Genomic DNA, 21,355 nt, shown 5'->3' with positions numbered 1-21,355 from the left:
TACATGGAGTTGTATTATATCTTTTTAATGATTTTATTTATTTGGATCGGTCAGAAACTTTGGTTCACTTTCTTCAACACCATTAGTTTGTTCAACAGCATTACCAGAAATATACAATACTATATTTTCACCATCTTTAGTTGTAACCGTAATCGATTTTCTAAAACTACCAGATCTTGCCATATTATATTGTGCTTTAACAACACCAGTTTCTCCTGGAGCAACAGGATCTTTTGTCCAAATTGGTGTAGTACAACCACAAGAAGCTTTTACATTTTCTAATTCAATAGCTGTTTTACCTACATTCGTAAATTTAAACTCATAAGTAACTGGTTTACCTTGAGGTTGACTTCCAAAATCGTGTTCTAACTTCTCAAATTTAATATTAGAAGTGCCATTTTCTTGTGCATTAGCAAATCCTACTAACAAAAATGAAGCAAAAATGTATAAAATCGTTTTCATAATATTTCTTTTAATTGATAAACTTCAAAAACTATACCAAACTAATTCTTATACTCATTTATAATGATATAGTTATTCAATCATTCAATATTAGTATTTTTTTTGAAATTTTAGATGCTATTCTTGTTAATTAAAATTAATTTTGTGATGCATGTCTTTGCAAAACCAAGAAAATATAGACACGAACAACTTAAAATCCTTTCTCGCTTTTAAAGAAGAAGTAATACAAGATTACTACACTTGTTTGATAAGTAGAGAAATGAGTTTAATGGGAAGAAAAGAAGTGCTAACAGGAAAAGCTAAGTTTGGCATTTTTGGCGATGGAAAAGAGTTGCCACAAATTGCTATGGCTAAAGCTTTTAAAAATGGCGATTTCCGTTCTGGTTACTATAGAGACCAAACCTTTATGCTCGCATCTAAATTGGTGAGTTTAGAACAATTATTTGCTCAGTTGTATGCCAATCCATCTTTAGCAGAAGATCCACATTCTGGCGGAAGACAAATGAACAATCATTTTGCTACAAGAAGTTTGTTGCCAGATGGTAATTGGAAAGCACTTAAGCTCATGAAAAATACAGCAGCAGATAATTCACCAACTGCATCGCAAATGCCAAGAGCTTTAGGACTGGCACTAGCATCTAAAAAGTATAGAGCATTAAAAGATTTTATTGGAGAAAATAGTTTTAGCAATAATGGTAACGAAATTTGTTTTGCTACTATTGGCGATGCGAGTACCTCCGAAGGATTGTTTTGGGAAACCATAAATGCAGCTGGTGTTTTGCAAGTGCCTTTGTTGGTTTCAGTTTGGGACGATGGTTATGGTATTTCTGTTCCTAAACTTCTACAAACAACAAAAGGAAGTATCTCTGAAGTACTAAAAGGTTTTCAGGCAGATGAACAGTATAATGGATTTGATATATATAAGGTAAAAGCTTGGGATTATCCTAAACTCGTAGCTACTTATATGCAAGCCACCGAAAAAATTAGAAAAACACATCGACCTGCTTTAATTCATGTAGAAGAAGTAACACAACCACAAGGACACTCAACTAGTGGTTCACACGAAAGATATAAATCTCAAGAACGATTAGATTGGGAAAAAGAATACGATTGTATTGCACAATTTAAATCTTGGATATTAAATAATAATATTTCAGATGAAACTACATTACAAACAATAGAAGATAATGTAAAAGCAGAAGTAGTACTAGCAAAAAAAACAGCGTGGTCTAATTTTCATGATATTATATTAGAAGAATTTAATGAAGTATTAAATATTATTGAATTAGTCGCTTCAATATCAAAAAATAAAGAAAGTATATTGGATATTGTTGCTAAAGCCAAGACTATAATAGAACCAGTTCGTAGAGATATTTTTGAAACCATTATAGAAGTACTTGTACTTACTAAAGATGAATCACACGATTACATTAAACAACTAAAACAATGGAGAGCGACACAAAAATTAGTCAATAAAGAACGATATAGTTCCTATATGCATACCAATTCTAGCTATTCTCCATTAAAGTTGCCAATGGTTACTGTAACTTATCCAGAAAAACCAAAATTTTTAAGTGGCTATCAAGTACTTAATGCTTGTTTTACTGCTAATTTTGAACGAGATAAAATGCTATTGGCTTTTGGTGAAGATGTTGGAAGAATTGGAGATGTAAACCAAGCGTTTGCTGGTTTACAAGAAAAGTTTGGTAAAGATAGAATCTATGATACAGGTATTAGAGAAGCAACCATCATGGGCGAAGGCATTGGACTAGCCATGCGTGGATTTAGACCAATTGCAGAAATTCAGTACTTAGATTATTTATTATACGGCTTACAACCTTTGTCTGACGATTTAGCTTGTTTGTCTTATAGAACTAAAGGTGGACAAAAAGCTCCTTTAATTGTTAGAACTCGTGGACACAGATTAGAAGGTATTTGGCATACTGGTTCGCCTATGCAAATGATTTTAGGTGCTTTGCGTGGTATGCATGTTTGTGTTCCTAGAAATATGACACAAGCTGCTGGTTTTTATAATCTTTTACTACGAGGCGATGAACCAGCTTTGGTGATTGAGTGTTTAAATGCATATCGATTAAAAGAAAAGATTCCTAGTAATGCAGGTGATTTTACTGTGCCATTAGGTGTTCCTGAAATTTTAAAAGAAGGAAAGGACATTACACTAGTAACTTATGGTTCTTGTGTAAGAATAGCACAAGATGCAGTAGGCAAGTTGCATCATTTTGGTATAGATGTAGAATTAATAGATGTACAAACGCTTCTACCTTTTGATATTCATGGAATTATTGGAGACTCTATCAGAAAAACAAATCGTGTAGTTTTTATGGATGAAGATTTTCCTGGTGGAGGAACTGCCTACATGCTAGAACAAGTACTAGAAAAACAAAATATTTTTAGCTACTTAGATGCTGTTCCTAGAACACTGTCTGCTAGAGAACATAGAGCAGCGTTTGGTACAGATGGCGATTATTTTAGTAAACCTAATGCAGAAGATGTGTTTCGACTAATTAATAAAATGATGTATGAAACAAATCCAACTAAATTTCCGTTATTGTATTGATTTTAGTAGTGAGTAATGAATATTTAGAGTAAGACTTTTGAATGGAAGATTCTCTGTTGTACTACGAAATTTTCTGGTATGATGATAAAAGTAGGTTTTAATTTATTTATTATTCTGCGAGAATCTGCGAAATCTGCGAGAAATAAATGATTGTATTAATTTGAAAGATTATTTTAAAATTTTAGGTGTTTCGTGGTTGGCAAATGATGCTGAGATAAAAAAAGCATATCGTCAATTGGTGTTACAATATCATCCTGATAAAAATAGTAGCTCATATGCTGCTACCATTTTTATGGAAATTCAAGAAGCTTATGATGTTATAGGAAATAGTATTTCAAGAAAAGCATATATCTATCAATATAAAGTAATACAACAACAAAATCAAACCAAACAACAACAAAACGAAAATACTACGCAACAAGAAATACCACCATTATATCAAAAAGTAAAATATAAAGCCAGCAATAATGAATATACAAAGAAAGAAGTAGTACAAATATTATCTTATACAGCTTTAGTATTATTAGTCATTATTGCCTTTTCTGTTTTGGTATTGCGTATTCAAACAGACAAATTAGAAGTAGAAAGAAAAAACCTTCAAGAGCAAAATACACATTATAATACCAATGATTGGGCAATTGTTGATAGTAATCATATAGAACACAAAGTTTCAGAAGCAGAGATGTATCAAATCTTACAAGAAAAATTTGGGCTCACAGAAGAGCAAGTTCAACAAATTATGCGTAACAGAAAATAAAATTGATAGAACTATTGTTAATTTGCTTTACAGCAAGATGTCGTAGTTTGCTATTTTGACTAATACAAAAAAATCCGACTGCAATGAGTCGGATTTTTATTAGTATAAGTGTAATTTATCACTTTATTTTATTCATTACTAGATAAAGCTGCACTGGTAAACTCTCTGTTTAATCGTGCTATGTTTTCTAATGAAATTTCTTTAGGACATTCTGCTTCGCAAGCTCCTGTATTGGTACAAGAACCAAATCCTTCTTTATCCATTTGAGTAACCATATCCAATGCTCTTTTTTCTCTTTCAATTTGTCCTTGTGGTAACAAAGCCAATTGCGATACTTTTGCAGATAAAAACAACATTGCAGATGCATTTTTACAAGCAGCCACACAAGCACCACAACCAATACAAGCAGCAGCAGCAAAAGCATTGTCGGCATCTTCTTTATTGATAGGAATACAGTTAGCGTCTTGTGCATTACCTGTGTTTACAGAAATATAACCACCAGCTTGTATAATTCTATCAAAAGCTGTTCTATCTACAACTAAGTCTTTGATTACAGGAAATGCTTTAGCTCTCCAAGGTTCTACTGTTATAGTATCTCCATCTTTAAAAGCACGCATGTGTAACTGACAAGTAGTCGTTGCATGCCAAGGACCATGTGGTTTTCCATTGATATACATAGAACACATACCACAAATACCTTCTCTACAATCGTGGTCGAAAGCAATAGGTTCTTGGTTTTCTTCAATTAATTTTTCATTCAAAACATCAAACATTTCCAAGAAAGACATCTCAGAAGAAATATCTGTTACTTTATAAGTTACAAAGCTACCTTTGTCTTGAGTATTTTTTTGTCGCCATACTTTTAAAGTCAAATTCATGTTATAGTGTTCCATATCAATTATTTTTATAAAGTGATTTTATTTTAAGTTCTTTTTGTTGTTCTCTTTGTTCTGGTGTCATAGCAGCCCAAATAAAAGCATTGTGTTGAGATAACCATTCAAAAACTTCTTTTTCGGTCATTTTTTTATACAAATTAGGATTGTTTGGATCGTACCAAGGTGCCAAAGTTTTATTATTTGAATTTTCATTTTGCATTGATTACTTATAACTTCTTTGTACTAGTTTGATGTTTTCGTACACTAACTCTTCTTTGTGTAGATTGTAGTTGCTATCGCCATTATATTCCCAAGCTGCTACATAAGTATAGTTGTCATCATCACGCATTGCTTCGCCTTCTTCTGTTTGGTATTCTTCTCTAAAATGTCCACCACAACTTTCATTTCTATTCAACGCATCTAAACACATTAATTCGCCTAATTCCAAAAAGTCGGCTACTCTACCAGCTTTGTCTAACTCTGGATTAAAGCTATTGGCATCGCCCATTACTCTTACATTTTGCCAAAATTCTTTTCTCAATGCTTTAATTTCTTCAATAGCTTCTTTTAAACCTACTGCATTTCTTGCCATACCACATTTTTCCCACATAATTTTTCCCAATCTTTTGTGGAAACTTTCTACAGATTCAGTTCCTTTTATACTCAACAATTTATTGATTCTATCTTGAACTTCTTTCTCAGCTTCAACAAATGCTTCATGAGAAGTTGGTATAGCTTTTGTTCTAATTTCATCAGCTAAATAAGCACCAATAGTGTAAGGAATTACAAAGTAACCATCGGCTAAACCTTGCATTAATGCAGAAGCACCTAAACGGTTAGCACCATGGTCAGAGAAATTACACTCACCTAAAGCATATAAACCTTGAACGGTAGTTTGTAACTCATAATCTACCCAAAGTCCACCCATAGTATAGTGAACTGCTGGATAAATTCTCATAGGAACTTCGTAAGGATTTTCGCCAGTAATTTTTTCGTACATGTCAAACAAGTTGCCGTATTTCTCTTTAACCACTTCTTTTCCTAGCTCTCTTATTTTTTCGTCGGTTGGATTGTCTAATCTCAATTTAGTAGCTTCTTGATGACCATAACGCATAATTGCAGAAGCATAATCTAAATATACTGCCATTTTAGAAGCACCAACGCCATAACCAGCATCACATCTTTCTTTAGCAGCACGAGAAGCTACATCTCTTGGTACTAAGTTTCCAAAAGCAGGATATCTTCTTTCTAAATAATAATCTCTTTCGTCTTCAGCAATTTCATTAGCTTTTCTAGTATCATTTTGTTTTTTAGGTACCCAAATTCTTCCATCATTTCTTAAAGATTCAGACATTAATGTCAATTTTGATTGATGATCTCCAGAAACAGGAATACAAGTTGGATGTATTTGCGTAAAACAAGGATTACCAAAGTAAGCACCTTTTTTGTGTGCTTTCCAAGCAGCAGTAACATTGCTTCCCATAGCGTTAGTAGATAAGTAAAATACATTACCATATCCACCAGAACAAAGAACTACAGCATGACCAAAGTGTCTTTCTAACTCACCTGTAACTAAATTTCTAGCAATAATACCTCTAGCTTTACCATCAATTTTTACAATTTCTAGCATTTCATGTCTAGAAAACATTTCTACAACACCTAAAGAAACTTGTCTTTCTAATGCAGAATATGCTCCTAGTAGTAATTGTTGTCCAGTTTGACCAGCAGCATAAAAAGTTCTTTGTACTTGAACACCACCAAAAGAACGATTGCTTAATAAACCACCATATTCTCTAGCAAAAGGAACACCTTGAGCTACACATTGGTCAATAATATTACCAGAAACCTCAGCTAAACGATAAACATTAGCTTCTCTAGCTCTATAATCACCACCTTTAACGGTATCATAGAATAAACGATAAACAGAATCGCCATCGTTTTGATAATTTTTTGCTGCATTGATACCACCTTGAGCTGCAATAGAGTGAGCTCTTCTTGGTGAATCTTGAAAACAGAAAACTTTTACTTTATATCCTAACTCGCCTAGCGTAGCAGCAGCAGATGCACCAGCTAAACCAGTACCAATAACAATAATTTCTATGTGTCTTTTATTGGCAGGATTTACCAATTTTACATGTCCTTTATAATCTTCCCATTTTTTTTCTAATGGGCCTTTTGGTATTTTACTATCTAATGACATATGTATAATTTATAAATTTCTAATAATTAATTTTTATGGTTTTACTAAACCCAAGAAAACAGCTAAAGCAATGATTGCAAATAAAGCAGGAACGATGATTGAGAATGCAGTTCCTAAACATTTAATAATTGGTGTATATTTTTTATGATTCAATCCTAATGATTGGAATGCACTAGGAAACCCGTGCATTAAATGGAATGCTAAAGAACCAATACCTACTAAATAAATTACTAGTAAAATTGGATTGCTTAATGCATGTATTACATTTAAAAATGGATTATCTGGTTCGCCAGTAACATACAATGCTTTTTTAGTATCTAACCAAAAATCGCTCATGTGTACGACTAAGAACATCAATAATAATGAACCTAAAACAGCCATAGAACGACTGTACCATTTTGAATTGGTATTGGCGGCACTTACAGCATAACCAACTGGTCTGTTTTCTCTATTGGCTAATGTTAATTTTAGCGTTAGTGCTATATGTGCAATTAAACCTAATAGTAAACCAATTTCCATGATTCTGATTAACCAAAAGTGCGACATAAAATGTGCTGCACTATTAAATAAATCACCATTATCATCTGGATTGATAATATCTACCAATATTAATGAGTTGATGCCCACATGAACTACTAAAAATGAAATTAAAAATAAGCCAGTTAATCCTACGATAACTTTTTTTCCTACAGAGGAATCTAATAAATAACTTTTTGCCATAAAAAATTCTTTTTCAAAAATGCACCGCAAATCTAAGCATTTCCAATTAAAATCTACTGATATAAATCATATTTGGCACATCAAAAATAAAAATGTGCATAAATAGTTAAAAAATGGTACTAATCTTTGTGTGATTCTAGTAAAACAGTTACTAAATCTACATAAGCTTGCATAGCTGCATCGGTAGTCATGCCTTTTTTATCATTCCAAGCATTCCATTTAAATTGACCTTTAATATCAAACATACCTGGTTTTTTGGTGTCGTTATCACCATCGGTAGCTTGTTTAAAATAAGCGTATAAATCCAACAGCTGCTGGTCGCTTGGTCTTTTTGTTAGTGTTTTTACATCTGCTTGTGCTTGATTAAATTGCTCTTGTAATGACATGATTTAAAATTTAGTTTGAACTTGTAAAGTACGAATTAGAAATTTAATATGAAAAGAAATTTTAGGCGAAGTGGACAAAATGGTTGCAGAAAATGGCTGAGAAGCATATATTTATTATATTTAAGGCAAATCAAATGTTTTAAATAAAAAAGTGCATTTATTGTAATAAGTCTAAATCCTTGATAAAAAAGCAGAATTTTAGAAAGTCAAATAATTGGTTTGGGTTAACAATCAAACCATATTACGCTTTGTCATCTATATTGGTATCTTGAATAATGTATTTAGGTCTGTTTTTTACATTTTCTAAAATTCTACCGATGTACTCGCCTATTATGCCTAAGCAAATGAGTTGTACTCCACCTAAAAACAAAATACTTATCATTATAGACGACCAACCTGGTACTACATTGCCATTAATATATTTTTGATACAATGTATAGCAAATCACAAAAAAAGCCAATAAAGAAACTATAAAACCTAATATAGTTGCTAAACGCAATGGTGTTACTGAAAAAGAAGTAATACCGTCCCAAGCAAAATGAAACATTTTAGCATAAGAATAGTTGGTTTTTCCAGCAAAGCGTTCTTGTCTTTCATACTCAATATAAGTCTGATTGAAACCTGTCCATGCAATTTGACCACGAATAAATTTATTGGTTTCTGGTAAACTAATAATGATGTCTTTTACTCGCTTAGAAATAATTCTAAAATCGCCAGTATCTAATGGAATTTCTACATCTGATAAATAACTCATCGCTCTATAAAAATACTTAGCAGTCAGTTTTTTATGCCACGACTCTCCTTTTCTTTCTTTTCTTTTAGCATAAACAACATCAAAACCTTCTTGTAATTTGGTATATAAATCTGCAATTAATTTAGGTGGATCTTGTAAGTCTGCATCTATAATTACAATAGCATTACCACTTGCTTTGTTTAAACCAGCAAAAACAGCAATTTGATGCCCAAAGTTTTTACTTAAGTCAACATACTTAACAGCTTTATTTTCAACAGCTAATGACTTTATTATTGAAAGCGATTTATCTTTACTTCCATCATTAACAAAAATGAGTTCATAAGATTTATTCATCGACTGCAATACTCTATTTAACTCTACAGATAGCTTAGATAAATTCTCAGCTTCGTTAAAAACAGGTATTACTACAGAAATATCCATTCCACAAAATTATTACTTTTTATTTGGATTTTGATATAATTTTAATTGCACCATTAAAACTTGCGATTGATAGATACAATGCCACGATTGTAATTCTAAGTGTTGTTTGTCTGAAAAATCATTGCCAACATTACTCCAAATAATAAATGACTGATTGTCTATTGTTTGTCCATGAACATTGTTGAGCATTGTAGTATCTCCTTTCCATTGTGTTTGATATGTTGATGCATAAATTGGAAACACAGTACCAATACTTGATTTATTTAAATGATTAGTTTCAATAAATGCATTAATTGCTTGTTTCTGTTGATGATATAATAAGTGTACCAAAGAACAATCCCAAGCATTTGAAATTGGACTTGGATAAATTTGAGCATTTCCCAAGATGAGTCCAATAAACAAAAATGCTTTTAAAAGTATCGCTTGATTTTGTATCCAAACTAAGATTGGCAATAACTCTAGTGCATAAACTACTAAATAATATCGGTGTCCTATTGGATTTGAAAACAGCACAAATGAACAACTCAATACTAAAAAAGGAATAATTGCAAATAATTGTAACTTTCTGAGTGATTTATGTTTGTAAAAGATATACGCATTTAAACAAAACAGTAGCAGAATGCCTACATCAAACTGAGTTCTAGCAATAGCTATTACATTTTTAAAGCAACCATGAATATCTACCAATGTTCTTTGTGCTTGCCAACCACTTGCATTAGAAATCCAATAGTGCATTTCGTGATGATGATAGAGCAACCAAGCCACTAGAGTAATAATTGAAATTATATAGTATTTAAAATTGATTACCAATGATTTAAGTGAATATTTTTTAGATAATAAAACTTGAGTTAAATACAATGCAACTACTAGAAAAATGCCTCTTAAACTAAACAATGCAAGCAATGCTGTAATGATTATGAGTCCAACTTTTCTGTCTTTGAGTATTAAACATAATCCAGCAATGTATAAAGCCAACATTGCAAAATCGTAACTCACTAATATTGCTTGTGTTGCTACTGCTGGAATAGCTACTAAATATACTATACTCCATTTTGATTTTACTTGAAAATAGTTCAACAAGTACTGAAATCCAATCATCAACAATAAAACAAATGGAAACATAGCCAAATGCACTACCCAAAGTTTCAAACCAAAAACTTGAACAAAACCGTACAAATAAGCATAAAATAATGGTGGATGACCTGCATCTAAATTGCTTGGTAGCAACAAACCAGCAAATCCATTTTGTTGTAAGTCAATCAATACATTAGAAGTATGAATAGTGTCCCAAAAAAAAGGTATGGCTACTGAAAAAACAGTAATTAAGACAGCTAAAACAATGGCTATGATATAATTGGATGACTTTAATTTCATTATTGTATAACAAAAATAAATTTATTCTCTAAAAATCAGCTACTTTTGATGCATGGAAATAGATATTGCCATCTCTCCTTGTCCGAACGACACTTTTATTTTTGATGCATTGGTTAACCAAAAAATTGACACTAAAGGTTTATCATTCAAAGTTCATTTTGCTGATGTAGAACAACTTAACCAAGCTGCCTTTAACAATCAATTTACTATAACCAAATTAAGTTATCATGCTTATGCATATGCTAATGAACATTATAGTTTATTAAATAGTGGTAGTGCATTAGGCAATAATTGTGGTCCTTTGTTAATTGCTTCTACTCTACTTGATGATGTTGCTGTTAATGAAAGTGTTATTGCTATTCCAGGAAAATATACTACTGCTAATTTTTTATTTTCTATTAAATATCCAGCAGCACAACAAAAACAGTTTATGCTTTTTTCTGATATAGAAAATGCTATAATCAATAAGAAAGTAAATGCTGGTGTAATTATACATGAAAACAGATTTACTTATGCTCAAAAAGGATTGTTAAAAATTATTGACTTAGGAGAATTTTGGAAAAGTGAATACCAACTGCCTATTCCGCTTGGTGGTATTGCTATTCAGCGAACTATTGACATTGAACTACAAAAAACTATTGATGATTTAATTAAACAAAGTATTGAGTATGCTTATAAACATCAATCGCATACAACGGCTTTTGTTACTAATCATGCACAAGAAATGGATAGTGATATTTTATTGAAACACATTAATTTATATGTCAATAATTACAGTATTACTCTAGGAGAAAAAGGTAAGCAAGCAATACAAAAAATGTATGCTGTTGGCGTGGAAAAAGGTATTATTCCTCCACTTACCAAACCAATTTTTATGGAATGAAGACTAAACTCCCAATTCTAGCTGATTGCTAATTAAATTATAATAATGCGATTTATTTCTAATTAATTCTTGATGTGTGCCTTGTTCTACAACTGTTCCGTTGTCTAGTACAATTATTTGGTCGGCATTTTTTACAGTACTTAAACGATGTGCTACAATAACTACTGTTTTGTCTTTAAAAAAAGCTTCTAGATTATTGGTAATTTCTTTTTCGTTATTGGCATCTAATGCAGAAGTAGCTTCATCAAAAAATAGAAACTGTGGATTTTTATATACTGCTCGTGCTATTAAAATGCGTTGTTTTTGACCTATAGAAACGCCTAATCCCGTTCCACCAATTTTTGTATTAAAACCTAAAGGCAATGATTCTATGAAATCTAAAATATTAGCAATTTTACAAGCATTGTACAGTCGTTGTTTATCTATGTTTTCATCAGACAAATTGATATTCCTTTCGATGGTATCAGAAAATATAAATCCATCTTGCATTACTGTACCACAATAATTCCTCCAATTATTTGGATTTATTTCTTCTAAATCTTGATTATTAACATATATATTGCCTTCTGTTACATTATAAAATTTTAGTAGTAGTTTTAATAGTGTTGTTTTTCCACTTCCACTTGCTCCAACTATTGCTGTTACTTTTCCTTGTGGAATTTGTAAGTTTAAATTTCTTAGTATGTATGGCGAATATTTTCCTTCGTATTGAAAGGAAACATTATTGAGTGTAATAGTACTTTTTTCTTGTAATAGCGCTACTTGATTAATTGCAGTTTCATTAGAGTGATTGTGTACTTCACTCATTCTGTCTAATGAAATTCTAGCATCTTGTCCTTCTTTAAAAAACTCTATAAGTTGCTCCAATGGTGCATTCATCTGACCAATAATATAAGATATACTCATCATAACACCAAGTGTAATTTCATTAAATACTACTTGTTTGGCTGCTAGATACAACAATAAAATATTTTTAATTTGTGTAATGGTAAACGAACCAATGTTTTGTAGCTGTTCTATGTTTAATCCTTTTAAATTGATTTTAAAAAGATGTTGTTGTACTTTTTCCCATTCACTTACTTTTAATTGCTCCGCATTATTGAGTTTTATTTCTTGCATGCCAGAAATAATTTCAAATACAGCATCTTGGTTTTGTTGTTGTACTTGAAATCTTTGATAGTCTATTGCTTTTCTCTTTTTTAAGAATAAGATTATCCAAATTACAGAAAATATAGAACCTAATAAAAATATTAAAAAATACGAAACATTATAATATATTAATATTGCAGAAAATATAACAAAATTAAACAAGCCAAAAATAGTGCTTACTAAATTATGTGTTAGAAAAAACTCTATTCGTTCGTGGTCAACAATTCTTTGGTTAATATCTCCAACCGATTTTGAATCGAAAAAAGGTATAGAGAGTTTGGTAAGTTTAGTTAGAAAATCAGATATAATTTGAATACTTATATTCGTATTTATTTTTAATATTAGTGAATTTCTTATTAAATTAAATATAGACTGACCTATTAGTAATGCAAACTGTGCAAATAACAATGAAGTAATAAATGGTATATTTTTTGGTTTTATACCTTTATCCATTATGAACTGTGTAATGAATGGAAAGGTTAGTGCTACAATTCCTGCCAAAAAAGTAAATAATAAAAGTGCAAAAAGTTGCGATTTATTTGGATGCAGATATTTCCACAAAAAAGAAAATCCTTTATTTTGTACTATTAAATCTTCGTTTTCGTAGAATTGATTAGTTGGTTGCATAAGCAATGCTACACCTTTATTGTCTGTACTTAACCAAGCTTTTTCAAACTCTTGTTGTTTTAAAATGGCTTTTCCATGTGCAGGATCTGCTAAATAAAATGAATAATTATTATTAAAATAATTCTTTTTTATTTTATATAATACTACAAAATGATTTTGATTCCAATGCAAAATACAAGGCAAAGGTTGTTCGTTGATTAGTGTATTTATATCTGCTTTGATGCTTACTGTTTCAAAACCTAAAGCTTCTGCCAATACTTTGGTGTTTAATAGACTAACACCATCTTTACCAATAAAACTTTTTTCTCTTAGATACTCTAAAGGAAAATCTTTGCCATAATAATTGCTTATAATACGAAGACAAGTAGGACCACAATCGGTAGAATCGTGTTGATGAAAGAATTTATTCATATTGAACACTACCTACACCTGAAAGTTTTGAGTTGGTTATTTTAAAATCTCCGTTGTAAATTATTTTATTTACACTTGATGCGTGTACAGAGAGTTCTTCTTTTGCATGTAAAATAAGCTTATTACAAGATGAAATATAAACTTCGGCAGTTTCTGACTCTAAACTAGTCATATCTAATTTATTAGTACTTTGACAATCTATAGTTGATTTTTTAGTTGTTCCTGTTAAATCTATATTTGAAGTAGATTGTGTATTAATATTCAAATTATCACAATTAATATTTAAATTAATCTTTGCTGTTGCTGTTGTTGTTAAGCTAAAATTGGTACTTTGATAAGCATTGTTGCTTGTAAACGACGCTACTTTATCTAAGCTAATGGTATTAATTTGATTGGTTTTAATAATTGCTCTTGTAGTATTAATATTAGCATTATTTATATTTACTTTCTTTGTTTTTTTGCTAACTGTTGTATTACTACTTACTACATACAATTTTAGTTGATTACCAGAAGTTTCAGCTTTAACATCGTTTTGATTGTGTTCATTGGTAATAATAGTAATGGTATTTTCGTTGCTGTATTCTATTTCTACAGCAGCAAATTTACTTACATCTAAAGTTGTTACATTAGCTATACTTTGCGTTTTTGTAACTAAAGTTGTTTCTTGATTGCCCATTGTTTTGTTTTTTGTTGGTTTGGCTACCATTGTACTAATTAATAGTAGCACTAAACTAATTGTTGTTAATTTTTTCATGATATTATTTTTTTGAGTTCTAAGTTATTCGATAAATAGTTTAATACAAGTCTATCTTCCATATTCTTCTTAAAAGGAGGACAAGGTATTTGATTGTCATACCAATGTTTTGGACAAGACCCACCACAAACAGGAAGGAATTTACAAGAATGACACCATTTACTATTATCTTCTTTAATTTCATTTGTCCAATTACGCATAGGAATGTTCTTATCTAATAAACTAAAGTTTTTGTCCTTTATATTACCAATTACATAACTGCTTTCTTTATAAATATCAGTATAAGGAACTTCCCAGCATGTAGAAATATTTCCATAGGCATCATAAACTTCTGAATATTTATCTACCACCATACAAACAATCTCTTTTCTCTTAGGAATTATATCAATTTCAAATCCATGTTTAATCATTTCAATATAGCAATCAATTTCTAAATCAGCAAAATCTTGCTTAGAAAGACTATCTTTGGCAGCATTAACCTCTCCCCAATCATGAATAGGAGCAATATTTACCGATAGCTTATCTTGTAATTTATATGATGCTAATAATTGAATGAAAGAGATTACGGATTGATAGTTTTTATTGTCTACATTTATTCTTATTGATATTGCCTTATTTAATTCATTATATCTGTCATCACCAACGATATCCAAAATATTTTTTAAAATTACATCAAAAGTACCACCACCGTTCTTTAAATATCTTCTCTTATCATGTTCTTCCTTTAGTCCATCAATCGTAATTTGAAAAGAATCAAGGGAACAATGTTCAACTAAATAATAAAAAACCTCTTTTTTAAGACTTAACCCATTTGTTATCATGTCTGAGGTATAGGTTAGGTTGTTTTCTTTTGCTAATGTTAATAGCCTTGGAGTAAAAGATTTTATCTGATTGAGAGCCATTAAGGGTTCTCCTCCGTACCAAGTAATTGCTATTGATTTAAAATGTCTTTGAGGTATTTTTGATGCTATTCTGTTATAAATATCTTCAAGTATCTCTCCGTTAATTGTTTCTTTTGTATGTGTTTGCCCACAATAAAAACAGCCCAACTGACAATTAGCTGATGGTTGTATAACATGATATAATGTATCTATCTTTTTATCTTCAGCATTCTTGTTTTCTCTGATTATTGTTTCAAATTCGTCTTCGTCTTCATTAACTAATATTTTAGCATTAATTAATTTTTGTATAATATTTCTATCTATAGATGTTATATCTGATAAAAAACAGCTATAAAAATCTTTCGATACTATGAAAGACTCTCCGCTTCTTGTTGAATATATTATTCGCTCATTAGTTTCAGGCAGAATTTCTGTAACGAGAGTATAGTATGATACTTTATTTTTCATATGTGTTAAGTTTTAATTTTGTGCTACCCTAACTTAATTTAGAGTAGCACAATTTAATTAAACCTATTAACCTTTTGTAGTACAGGTTTTCAGTCTTTTACAATTACATGCAGTAATAGTGATGTCAATGTCATAAACACCTCCTTTTAAAGATTTTTCATCTTCTATTTGCAAAATTGAGAAGGATGCGTCTTTTTCATCTTGTAGGCTGTTTGCTTTTAAGAAAAGTGATTTTAATTGTTGATTTTTCATTATAAAAAATTTAATTGTAATAAAATGCTACATCTCGTAGTAGTGTTAACGCTGCGTTGTTTTACTTCTTATACAGAACGAAGTGTTTGTACAGTTATTTAAGCATGCATTCAAAAACAACCATACTACTATTCGCGACATAGTATTTTTAATTTACTCTGTTTATATCTTCGTTATTTATTTGTTTGGTTTTAGTTTTTAATTGATTATTACCAAACTTATAGGTAGCAGTAAACCTAAAAAACCGTTCATCATAATAATTTGTAAATGAGAAATATTCGCCAGTTGGTGTTCTTTTGTATCCATTAGTTGGTTTATTTCTCAATACATTTTCAGCATTAACTGAAAGTATTAGTTGTTTTTCTTTTAATAACTGTGCTTTAAGTCCAAAAGATAAACTATGTATTGCTCTCATTGTCAGCTCTTCTTGTCCAATTCCATTTGGTCGAAAGTAATAATTTAGGTTGCCTGAAAACCGATTCTTCGTATCAAAAATAAAATCATTACTAATTTTTAAATCTAAACTCCAGTATTTTCGCTCTGTTGCATTATGTAAGAAAGGTGATTTTAAAAAATCTATATATGCATCTATACTAATACTTGGTAACCATCTGTCCTTAATGCTAAAATTATATTCATTATAAAAACCCACATCGTGTACTTTTCTTCCTGCTTCCCATCTATAATGACTTATATTTGTAATACTATCAACATAACTTACTTGACCAATACTATTATTATTATAATTATAGTAAATCGAAAACATATAACTATCGTTAAGCGTATAATCTAAAGCAGTACTTATTCCATAGTCTGGTAGAATAAATGGGTTTCCTTCTGCATAAGTGTAATTATTTATGTAATATCTAAAAGGATTAAGCTGCCAAGAAGAAGGTCTATCAATACCAGAAGTAATACTATAGTTTATAGTATGGTTTTCATTTATATTGTATTGTATCATTACACTAGGAAATGGTCTTACATATTGTTGTTTGTTTACCTCGTTGGTATTAATGAGTGTTCCTTTTAGTTGGGTAAACTCTAAACGCATACCTAATTGTAGTTCTACTTTTTCAAAGCTCTTGTTAAAACTTCCGTAAATAGCTTCGGTATATTCTTTATAGTTAAAAACACTGCTTCTTGTAGTGTCTAATAAATAAGTAGTATTGTCTGCTTGTAATATGCTTTGCTCATTATTACTATTGGTGCTAAAATGCGTAAGCTTTATACCATATTGCCAAGCACCATATTTTGTAGGATGCTCTATATCTGCATTAAACACATAAATATTGCTTTTTTGAATGCCTAATGTGTTTTCTTGTGGAATAGGATTGCTTATTAATATACCTTCATCATTATAAGTTTCATTGGTATAATTTCTATTTCTATTGGAGTAACTATTAAAATAATCAAAACCAATATCTAGTTTTTTACCTGTTGTATCTATATTACAAGTGTAGTAGAGTACAGCATTATGGTTATGCGAACTTTGCTTACTATTAGCATTATTAATTATTGATTGTAGTATTTCTTTGGTATAATTATTGGTAACATAAGTATTGATTTTTTCTTTATTCCAAAACATTCTATTCCAATTACCATTGTAATTAATGCCTAATTGTTGTTTATTGTTTATTTGATAATTGATATTCAATCTACTAGAAATTGCATTGTTTTTAGAAGGGTTAATTGTAGTATCTTTCCAAGTCTGGTCGGTATATTCTAGTATATGCGTTTCTTCTCTATATCCTTTGTTGTATTTATCAAACAAACTGGTGTTAATGCTTATTTTGTTTTTAGTATAGTTAAATGTTCCACCTAAGCTTCCACCTTGGTATTGTGCCTGTATAAAACTGCCTGTTACACTTCCATTATAGCCATCTTTTTTGTTCTTTTTTAATACAATATTTACCAAAGCACTACCTTGTGCATCGTATTTTGCCGGCGGATTTGGTATTACTTCTATTTTCTGTATATCATCACTTGGTATATTTTTTAAATACTGTGCCAATTCTTCGCCACTTAAATGCAGTATTCTATCGTTTATCAATACCGCAACAGTACCTTTTCCTGCCATTTTAATTTCATTGTTTTGTATTTGTACTCTTGGTGCTTTGCTTAGTGCTTGTAAAGCATCGCTACCTTGTGCATAAACACTATTCTCTACATTATAAATAATTCTGTCGGCTTTGCGTTCTATAATTGGTTTTGTCGCTATAATGGTAACACCATCTAATATATTACTTAGTAGTGTTAATTGATGTTGTGGTAAATTAAGGTCTTGGTTGTCTACTACAATATTTTTTATAGTATCGGTTTGGTAAGCCATAAAACTATATACTAAATAGTAGTTACCATTGACTATGTTTTGGAAGCTAAAGACACCATTGCTATCTGTCAATGCAAAATCGTATAAGCTATCGTTTGCTGTTTGGTAGAGTACTACATTAGTAAATTCTGCTGGTAAATTGTTTTCGTCTATTACTTTTCCTGTTATAGTAGATAAATCTGATGCTGAAATAGATTCAGCAAAAGTCGTGGCAAGTAGCAATAATATTATAGTAGTTAATGTTTTCAAGTTTTATTAATGGTTATTGTATTAAAATAATAAATAATTATGGTGTAATGATAGATTTTTTTTTTTTTTTTTGTAAAAACAGTTTTACCCATTTTGTGACATGCTTAAATGAGTTATAAAATTTTTAATTTATTAATAATCAATCTATTAAATTAAAAAATAGGTTGTTTTTGTGACATATTTCTAAATGTTAAAATTATAAAAATTAACATTTTTGTGAATAACATCAATTTTTATGTGGATTATTTTTTATTTTATTATTTAATTTTTAAATAAAAAACAATCGATATCATTATGAAAAAAACAATGTACTTTCACATTATTTCTATAATAATAATAATAATAATATAGATTTCTAAAGAGAATTCTATAAGTCTATAACCAATTTTTATGGAATGAAGACAGATGATGAGGCGTAATCTGAAAGTGTAGCAAGCTCTTCTTGTATTTTAGTTTCCCATTGCTGTTGTTTAAATTCTTTTAAGCTGTGTTGGGTTTCTGTATCGTACTGATTTTGCACCAAGTTCCATTCTCGCATAATGTCTTGCCAAATTTTATTGGCTAGTGCTGTTTGACTAGATTTGGTTATTTTTTCTTTTAATGCTTTTCGCAATTTTCTAGCGTACAATTCTGTTATATCAAAATGTAATTGTTCGTGAGCTAATATATAATCGCTTTGTTTGCTTTTTACCGACCAACTCATCAATGGATAAAATTTACACAACACTTGAATTTCAAATCCTTTTTTTTCACTAGAAGACTCATATGCCAACTCAATAGATGATGCTGTTAATGCAGACTCATAGCCATTTGGTTTTGGCTTAGCTTTAAAATCACTCCAAACCAATTTTTCATTAGGTTTCCAAATAATATAGGTTTCAAATTTTTCGTGATTTTGTGCATTGCTAAAAGTCAATCCAACAAAAAAGCTTAATATCAATAAAACAAATCTCATCATAATATTTAATAACAAAAATAAGACCAAATTTATTTTTCTAAAATTGTATTTTTGGCTTAAATAATCTTAATATGTTATTAAAATCATTTAAAACGGCTGTTGTTGTATTGCTACAATTCTTAGTGGTAGCTTGCTCTACATCAAAACAAGCTAGTAAAACCAAGACAGACAACACTTTAGACAAACCTTTAAATACAAATAATTCAATTATGTGGCAAATAAGCGGTAATAATTTAAGTCAACCATCCTATTTATTTGGAACGATACATGCTATTCCTGCAAAAGATTATTTTCTAGGTAAAAATGTAGAAAAAAAACTTAAAAGTGTAGACCAATTGGTTTTAGAAATGGATTTAGACAAAGTGAACTTAGCAAAGCTATCACAGTTGAGCTTATTGCCAAATGATGTGTCTATTTTTGATTTTGTAAGTCAAGAAAACTATAATAAAGCACTGACATTTGCTGTTGACTCTCTAGGTGTAAATGAATATACTTTTGAAAATGCTTATGCTAAAATGAAGCCTTTTTACTTAGAACAAATGGTTATGATGTCTATGATTGGCAATGATAAAATGATGTACGAAGATGAACTAATGCATATTGTAAAAGACAAGCACATACCTATTCTTGGTTTAGAAACGCTTGACGAACAATTGGGTTTGATTGATTCTATTCCATTACAAGAACAATATGATGCTTTTATTGAATCTATTGTGCATTACGATAAGCAATTGAAGCAATACAACGATTTAGTGGAAGCTTATAAAGAACAAAATCTAGATAAGCTTTTGAAAATGTTTGATTTAGAATATGGCAATGACAATGCTGCTTACAAAAGCATTTTAATAGACCAAAGAAATGCTAACTGGCTAGATAAAATTACTACACTTATTAGTGATAAAAGTAGTTTTATTGCAGTTGGTGCTGGACATTTACCAGGAAAAAATGGTTTAATTGCACTATTAAAATCAAAAGGATATACGGTAGAACCTATTGCTTTGAAGTAGCTTCTTTCTTATCAATATCTGCTTCTTTTGGTTTTGGTTCTATAAATTTGTAACCAATTCCTCTTACGGTTTCTATTCTATCTTTACCTATTTTTTTTCTAATCTTTTTAATGTGCGTATCTATATTTCTGTCGCCGACAATAATATCATCGCCCCAAATTTTTGCCAAAATAAAATTTCGTCTAAACACTTTTCCAGGTTTTGATGTCAACAACATAATTAATTGAAACTCTTTCTTCGACAATTTTAATGGTTCTCCTTTTTTGTATACCATTACTTGTTCTTCGTCAATTTCTAGATGACCAAATTTTTTAATACCTATTTCTACATTGCTAGTCGTATACAATCTATTGAGAAATGCTTTTACTTTAGCAATAATTAACCTAGATTTATACTCTTTCGGAATAAAATCGTCGCAACCAGCATCAAAAGCAGCCAACTGTGTATAATCGTCGTGTTTTTCGGCTAGAAAAATAACTGGTGTATTTTTATTAAAAATAATATCGTTTTTAATCTCGTAGCATAATTCAATACCATCTACTTTGTTTAGTTCTACTTCTAGTATAATTAAATCGAACTTAATTTTTTTCACCAAAGCCATTACTTCTTCTACTTTGTGTTGGATGATAAAATCGTAAGGTGCGTTTTTAAATCTAGCCACATTGTGTTCTGCACTAGCTTTATCTTTATCTACCATTAAAATTTTAAACGGACTTTGATTTTTGTTTAACTTTTCCATTAGTGATGTTATGCATCAAAATTAAATGCTAATTCATGAAAATAAGAAAAAAGAGTAGCTATTCAGCAAAAAAACACAAATATTTCACTTAAAATTCTTTTATGAAACTTAAACACATTTTT

The 21,355-nt window shown here is 30.2% G+C and carries 19 protein-coding genes; 4 read left to right on the top strand and 15 right to left on the bottom strand.

All coding sequences use genetic code 11. From position 1 onward, the window contains the following. Nucleotides 1-33: 33 nt before the first annotated feature. Nucleotides 34-462 carry a DUF1573 domain-containing protein gene (locus tag H6553_06960; GenBank protein ID MCB9033558.1) on the bottom strand — a complete coding sequence of 143 codons (429 nt, stop codon included), beginning with the start codon at nt 460-462 and terminating at the stop codon, nt 34-36. 151 nt (nt 463-613) lie between these two features. Between H6553_06960 and H6553_06955 the strand changes: the two genes are divergently transcribed. Together H6553_06955 and H6553_06950 are read left to right on the top strand one after the other, a co-directional pair. After that, entirely contained in the window at nt 614-3,040 is a 2,427-nt protein-coding gene (locus H6553_06955; protein ID MCB9033557.1) for a transketolase, read from the top strand. Nucleotides 3,041-3,200: 160 nt separating this feature from the next. Further along, entirely contained in the window at nt 3,201-3,797 is a 597-nt protein-coding gene (locus tag H6553_06950; GenBank protein MCB9033556.1) for a DnaJ domain-containing protein, read from the top strand. Nucleotides 3,798-3,925: 128 nt separating this feature from the next. Here the strand turns inward: H6553_06950 and H6553_06945 are convergent, their stop codons facing one another. The 7 genes from H6553_06945 to H6553_06915 form a co-directional block, all read right to left on the bottom strand. Further along, nucleotides 3,926-4,690 (bottom strand): succinate dehydrogenase/fumarate reductase iron-sulfur subunit, encoded by a 765-nt coding sequence (locus H6553_06945; GenBank protein MCB9033555.1) that lies wholly within the window; start codon nt 4,688-4,690, stop codon nt 3,926-3,928. Nucleotide 4,691: 1 nt separating this feature from the next. Continuing rightward, complete coding sequence (locus H6553_06940) at nt 4,692-4,892, bottom strand: hypothetical protein (GenBank protein ID MCB9033554.1); 201 nt, start codon at nt 4,890-4,892, stop codon at nt 4,692-4,694. A 3-nt stretch (nt 4,893-4,895) separates the two neighbouring features. Beyond that, the gene (locus tag H6553_06935; protein MCB9033553.1) at nt 4,896-6,872 is read right to left on the bottom strand and encodes a fumarate reductase/succinate dehydrogenase flavoprotein subunit; all 1,977 of its coding nucleotides are present in this window, start codon (nt 6,870-6,872) and stop codon (nt 4,896-4,898) included. 33 nt (nt 6,873-6,905) lie between these two features. Continuing rightward, nucleotides 6,906-7,592 carry a succinate dehydrogenase cytochrome b subunit gene (locus H6553_06930; GenBank protein ID MCB9033552.1) on the bottom strand — a complete coding sequence of 229 codons (687 nt, stop codon included), beginning with the start codon at nt 7,590-7,592 and terminating at the stop codon, nt 6,906-6,908. A gap of 119 nt (nt 7,593-7,711) precedes the next feature. After that, entirely contained in the window at nt 7,712-7,978 is a 267-nt protein-coding gene (locus H6553_06925) for an acyl-CoA-binding protein (protein MCB9033551.1), read from the bottom strand. Between the two features lie 241 nt (nt 7,979-8,219). After that, nucleotides 8,220-9,152 carry a glycosyltransferase family 2 protein gene (locus tag H6553_06920; GenBank protein ID MCB9033550.1) on the bottom strand — a complete coding sequence of 311 codons (933 nt, stop codon included), beginning with the start codon at nt 9,150-9,152 and terminating at the stop codon, nt 8,220-8,222. Nucleotides 9,153-9,164: 12 nt separating this feature from the next. After that, nucleotides 9,165-10,526: a hypothetical protein gene (locus tag H6553_06915; protein MCB9033549.1), complete on the bottom strand. Its 1,362-nt coding sequence runs from the start codon at nt 10,524-10,526 to the stop codon at nt 9,165-9,167. 52 nt (nt 10,527-10,578) lie between these two features. On the opposite strand from H6553_06915, the gene H6553_06910 reads away from it, so the two are divergent. Beyond that, complete coding sequence (locus tag H6553_06910; protein ID MCB9033548.1) at nt 10,579-11,409, top strand: 1,4-dihydroxy-6-naphthoate synthase; 831 nt, start codon at nt 10,579-10,581, stop codon at nt 11,407-11,409. A gap of 3 nt (nt 11,410-11,412) precedes the next feature. On the opposite strand, the gene H6553_06905 is transcribed toward H6553_06910, so the two are convergent. The 6 genes from H6553_06905 to H6553_06880 all read right to left on the bottom strand — a co-directional run bounded on the left by H6553_06905 (nt 11,413) and on the right by H6553_06880 (nt 19,487). Beyond that, nucleotides 11,413-13,596 (bottom strand): peptidase domain-containing ABC transporter, encoded by a 2,184-nt coding sequence (locus tag H6553_06905; protein MCB9033547.1) that lies wholly within the window; start codon nt 13,594-13,596, stop codon nt 11,413-11,415. Next, on the bottom strand, nt 13,589-14,350 hold the full coding sequence (locus H6553_06900; protein ID MCB9033546.1) for a DUF2807 domain-containing protein: 762 nt from the start codon (nt 14,348-14,350) through the stop codon (nt 13,589-13,591). Before H6553_06900 ends, H6553_06905 begins: the two co-directional genes overlap by 8 nt. Then, nucleotides 14,347-15,699 carry an SPASM domain-containing protein gene (locus tag H6553_06895; GenBank protein MCB9033545.1) on the bottom strand — a complete coding sequence of 451 codons (1,353 nt, stop codon included), beginning with the start codon at nt 15,697-15,699 and terminating at the stop codon, nt 14,347-14,349. The genes H6553_06900 and H6553_06895 overlap by 4 nt, the downstream gene beginning before the upstream one ends. A 66-nt stretch (nt 15,700-15,765) precedes the next feature. Continuing rightward, nucleotides 15,766-15,951 carry a hypothetical protein gene (locus H6553_06890; GenBank protein MCB9033544.1) on the bottom strand — a complete coding sequence of 62 codons (186 nt, stop codon included), beginning with the start codon at nt 15,949-15,951 and terminating at the stop codon, nt 15,766-15,768. Nucleotides 15,952-16,099: 148 nt separating this feature from the next. Next, nucleotides 16,100-18,529 (bottom strand): outer membrane beta-barrel protein, encoded by a 2,430-nt coding sequence (locus H6553_06885; protein ID MCB9033543.1) that lies wholly within the window; start codon nt 18,527-18,529, stop codon nt 16,100-16,102. Between the two features lie 388 nt (nt 18,530-18,917). Beyond that, the gene (locus H6553_06880) at nt 18,918-19,487 is read right to left on the bottom strand and encodes a DUF922 domain-containing protein (GenBank protein ID MCB9033542.1); all 570 of its coding nucleotides are present in this window, start codon (nt 19,485-19,487) and stop codon (nt 18,918-18,920) included. A 71-nt stretch (nt 19,488-19,558) separates the two neighbouring features. Here H6553_06880 and H6553_06875 point away from each other — a divergent pair, with 71 nt between their 5' ends. Continuing rightward, nucleotides 19,559-20,494 (top strand): TraB/GumN family protein, encoded by a 936-nt coding sequence (locus H6553_06875; protein MCB9033541.1) that lies wholly within the window; start codon nt 19,559-19,561, stop codon nt 20,492-20,494. Here the strand turns inward: H6553_06875 and H6553_06870 are convergent. Then, nucleotides 20,478-21,233: a response regulator transcription factor gene (locus H6553_06870; protein MCB9033540.1), complete on the bottom strand. Its 756-nt coding sequence runs from the start codon at nt 21,231-21,233 to the stop codon at nt 20,478-20,480. The two genes, H6553_06875 and H6553_06870, sit on opposite strands and share 17 nt — an antisense overlap. Nucleotides 21,234-21,355 lie beyond the last annotated feature (122 nt).

It is taken from the genome of Chitinophagales bacterium, assembly GCA_020636535.1.
Classification (GTDB): Bacteria; Bacteroidota; Bacteroidia; order Chitinophagales; family JADIYW01; genus JADJSS01.
The sequence above is the reverse complement of the archived record's forward strand: the minus strand, read 5'-3'. Positions and strand labels throughout refer to the sequence as shown.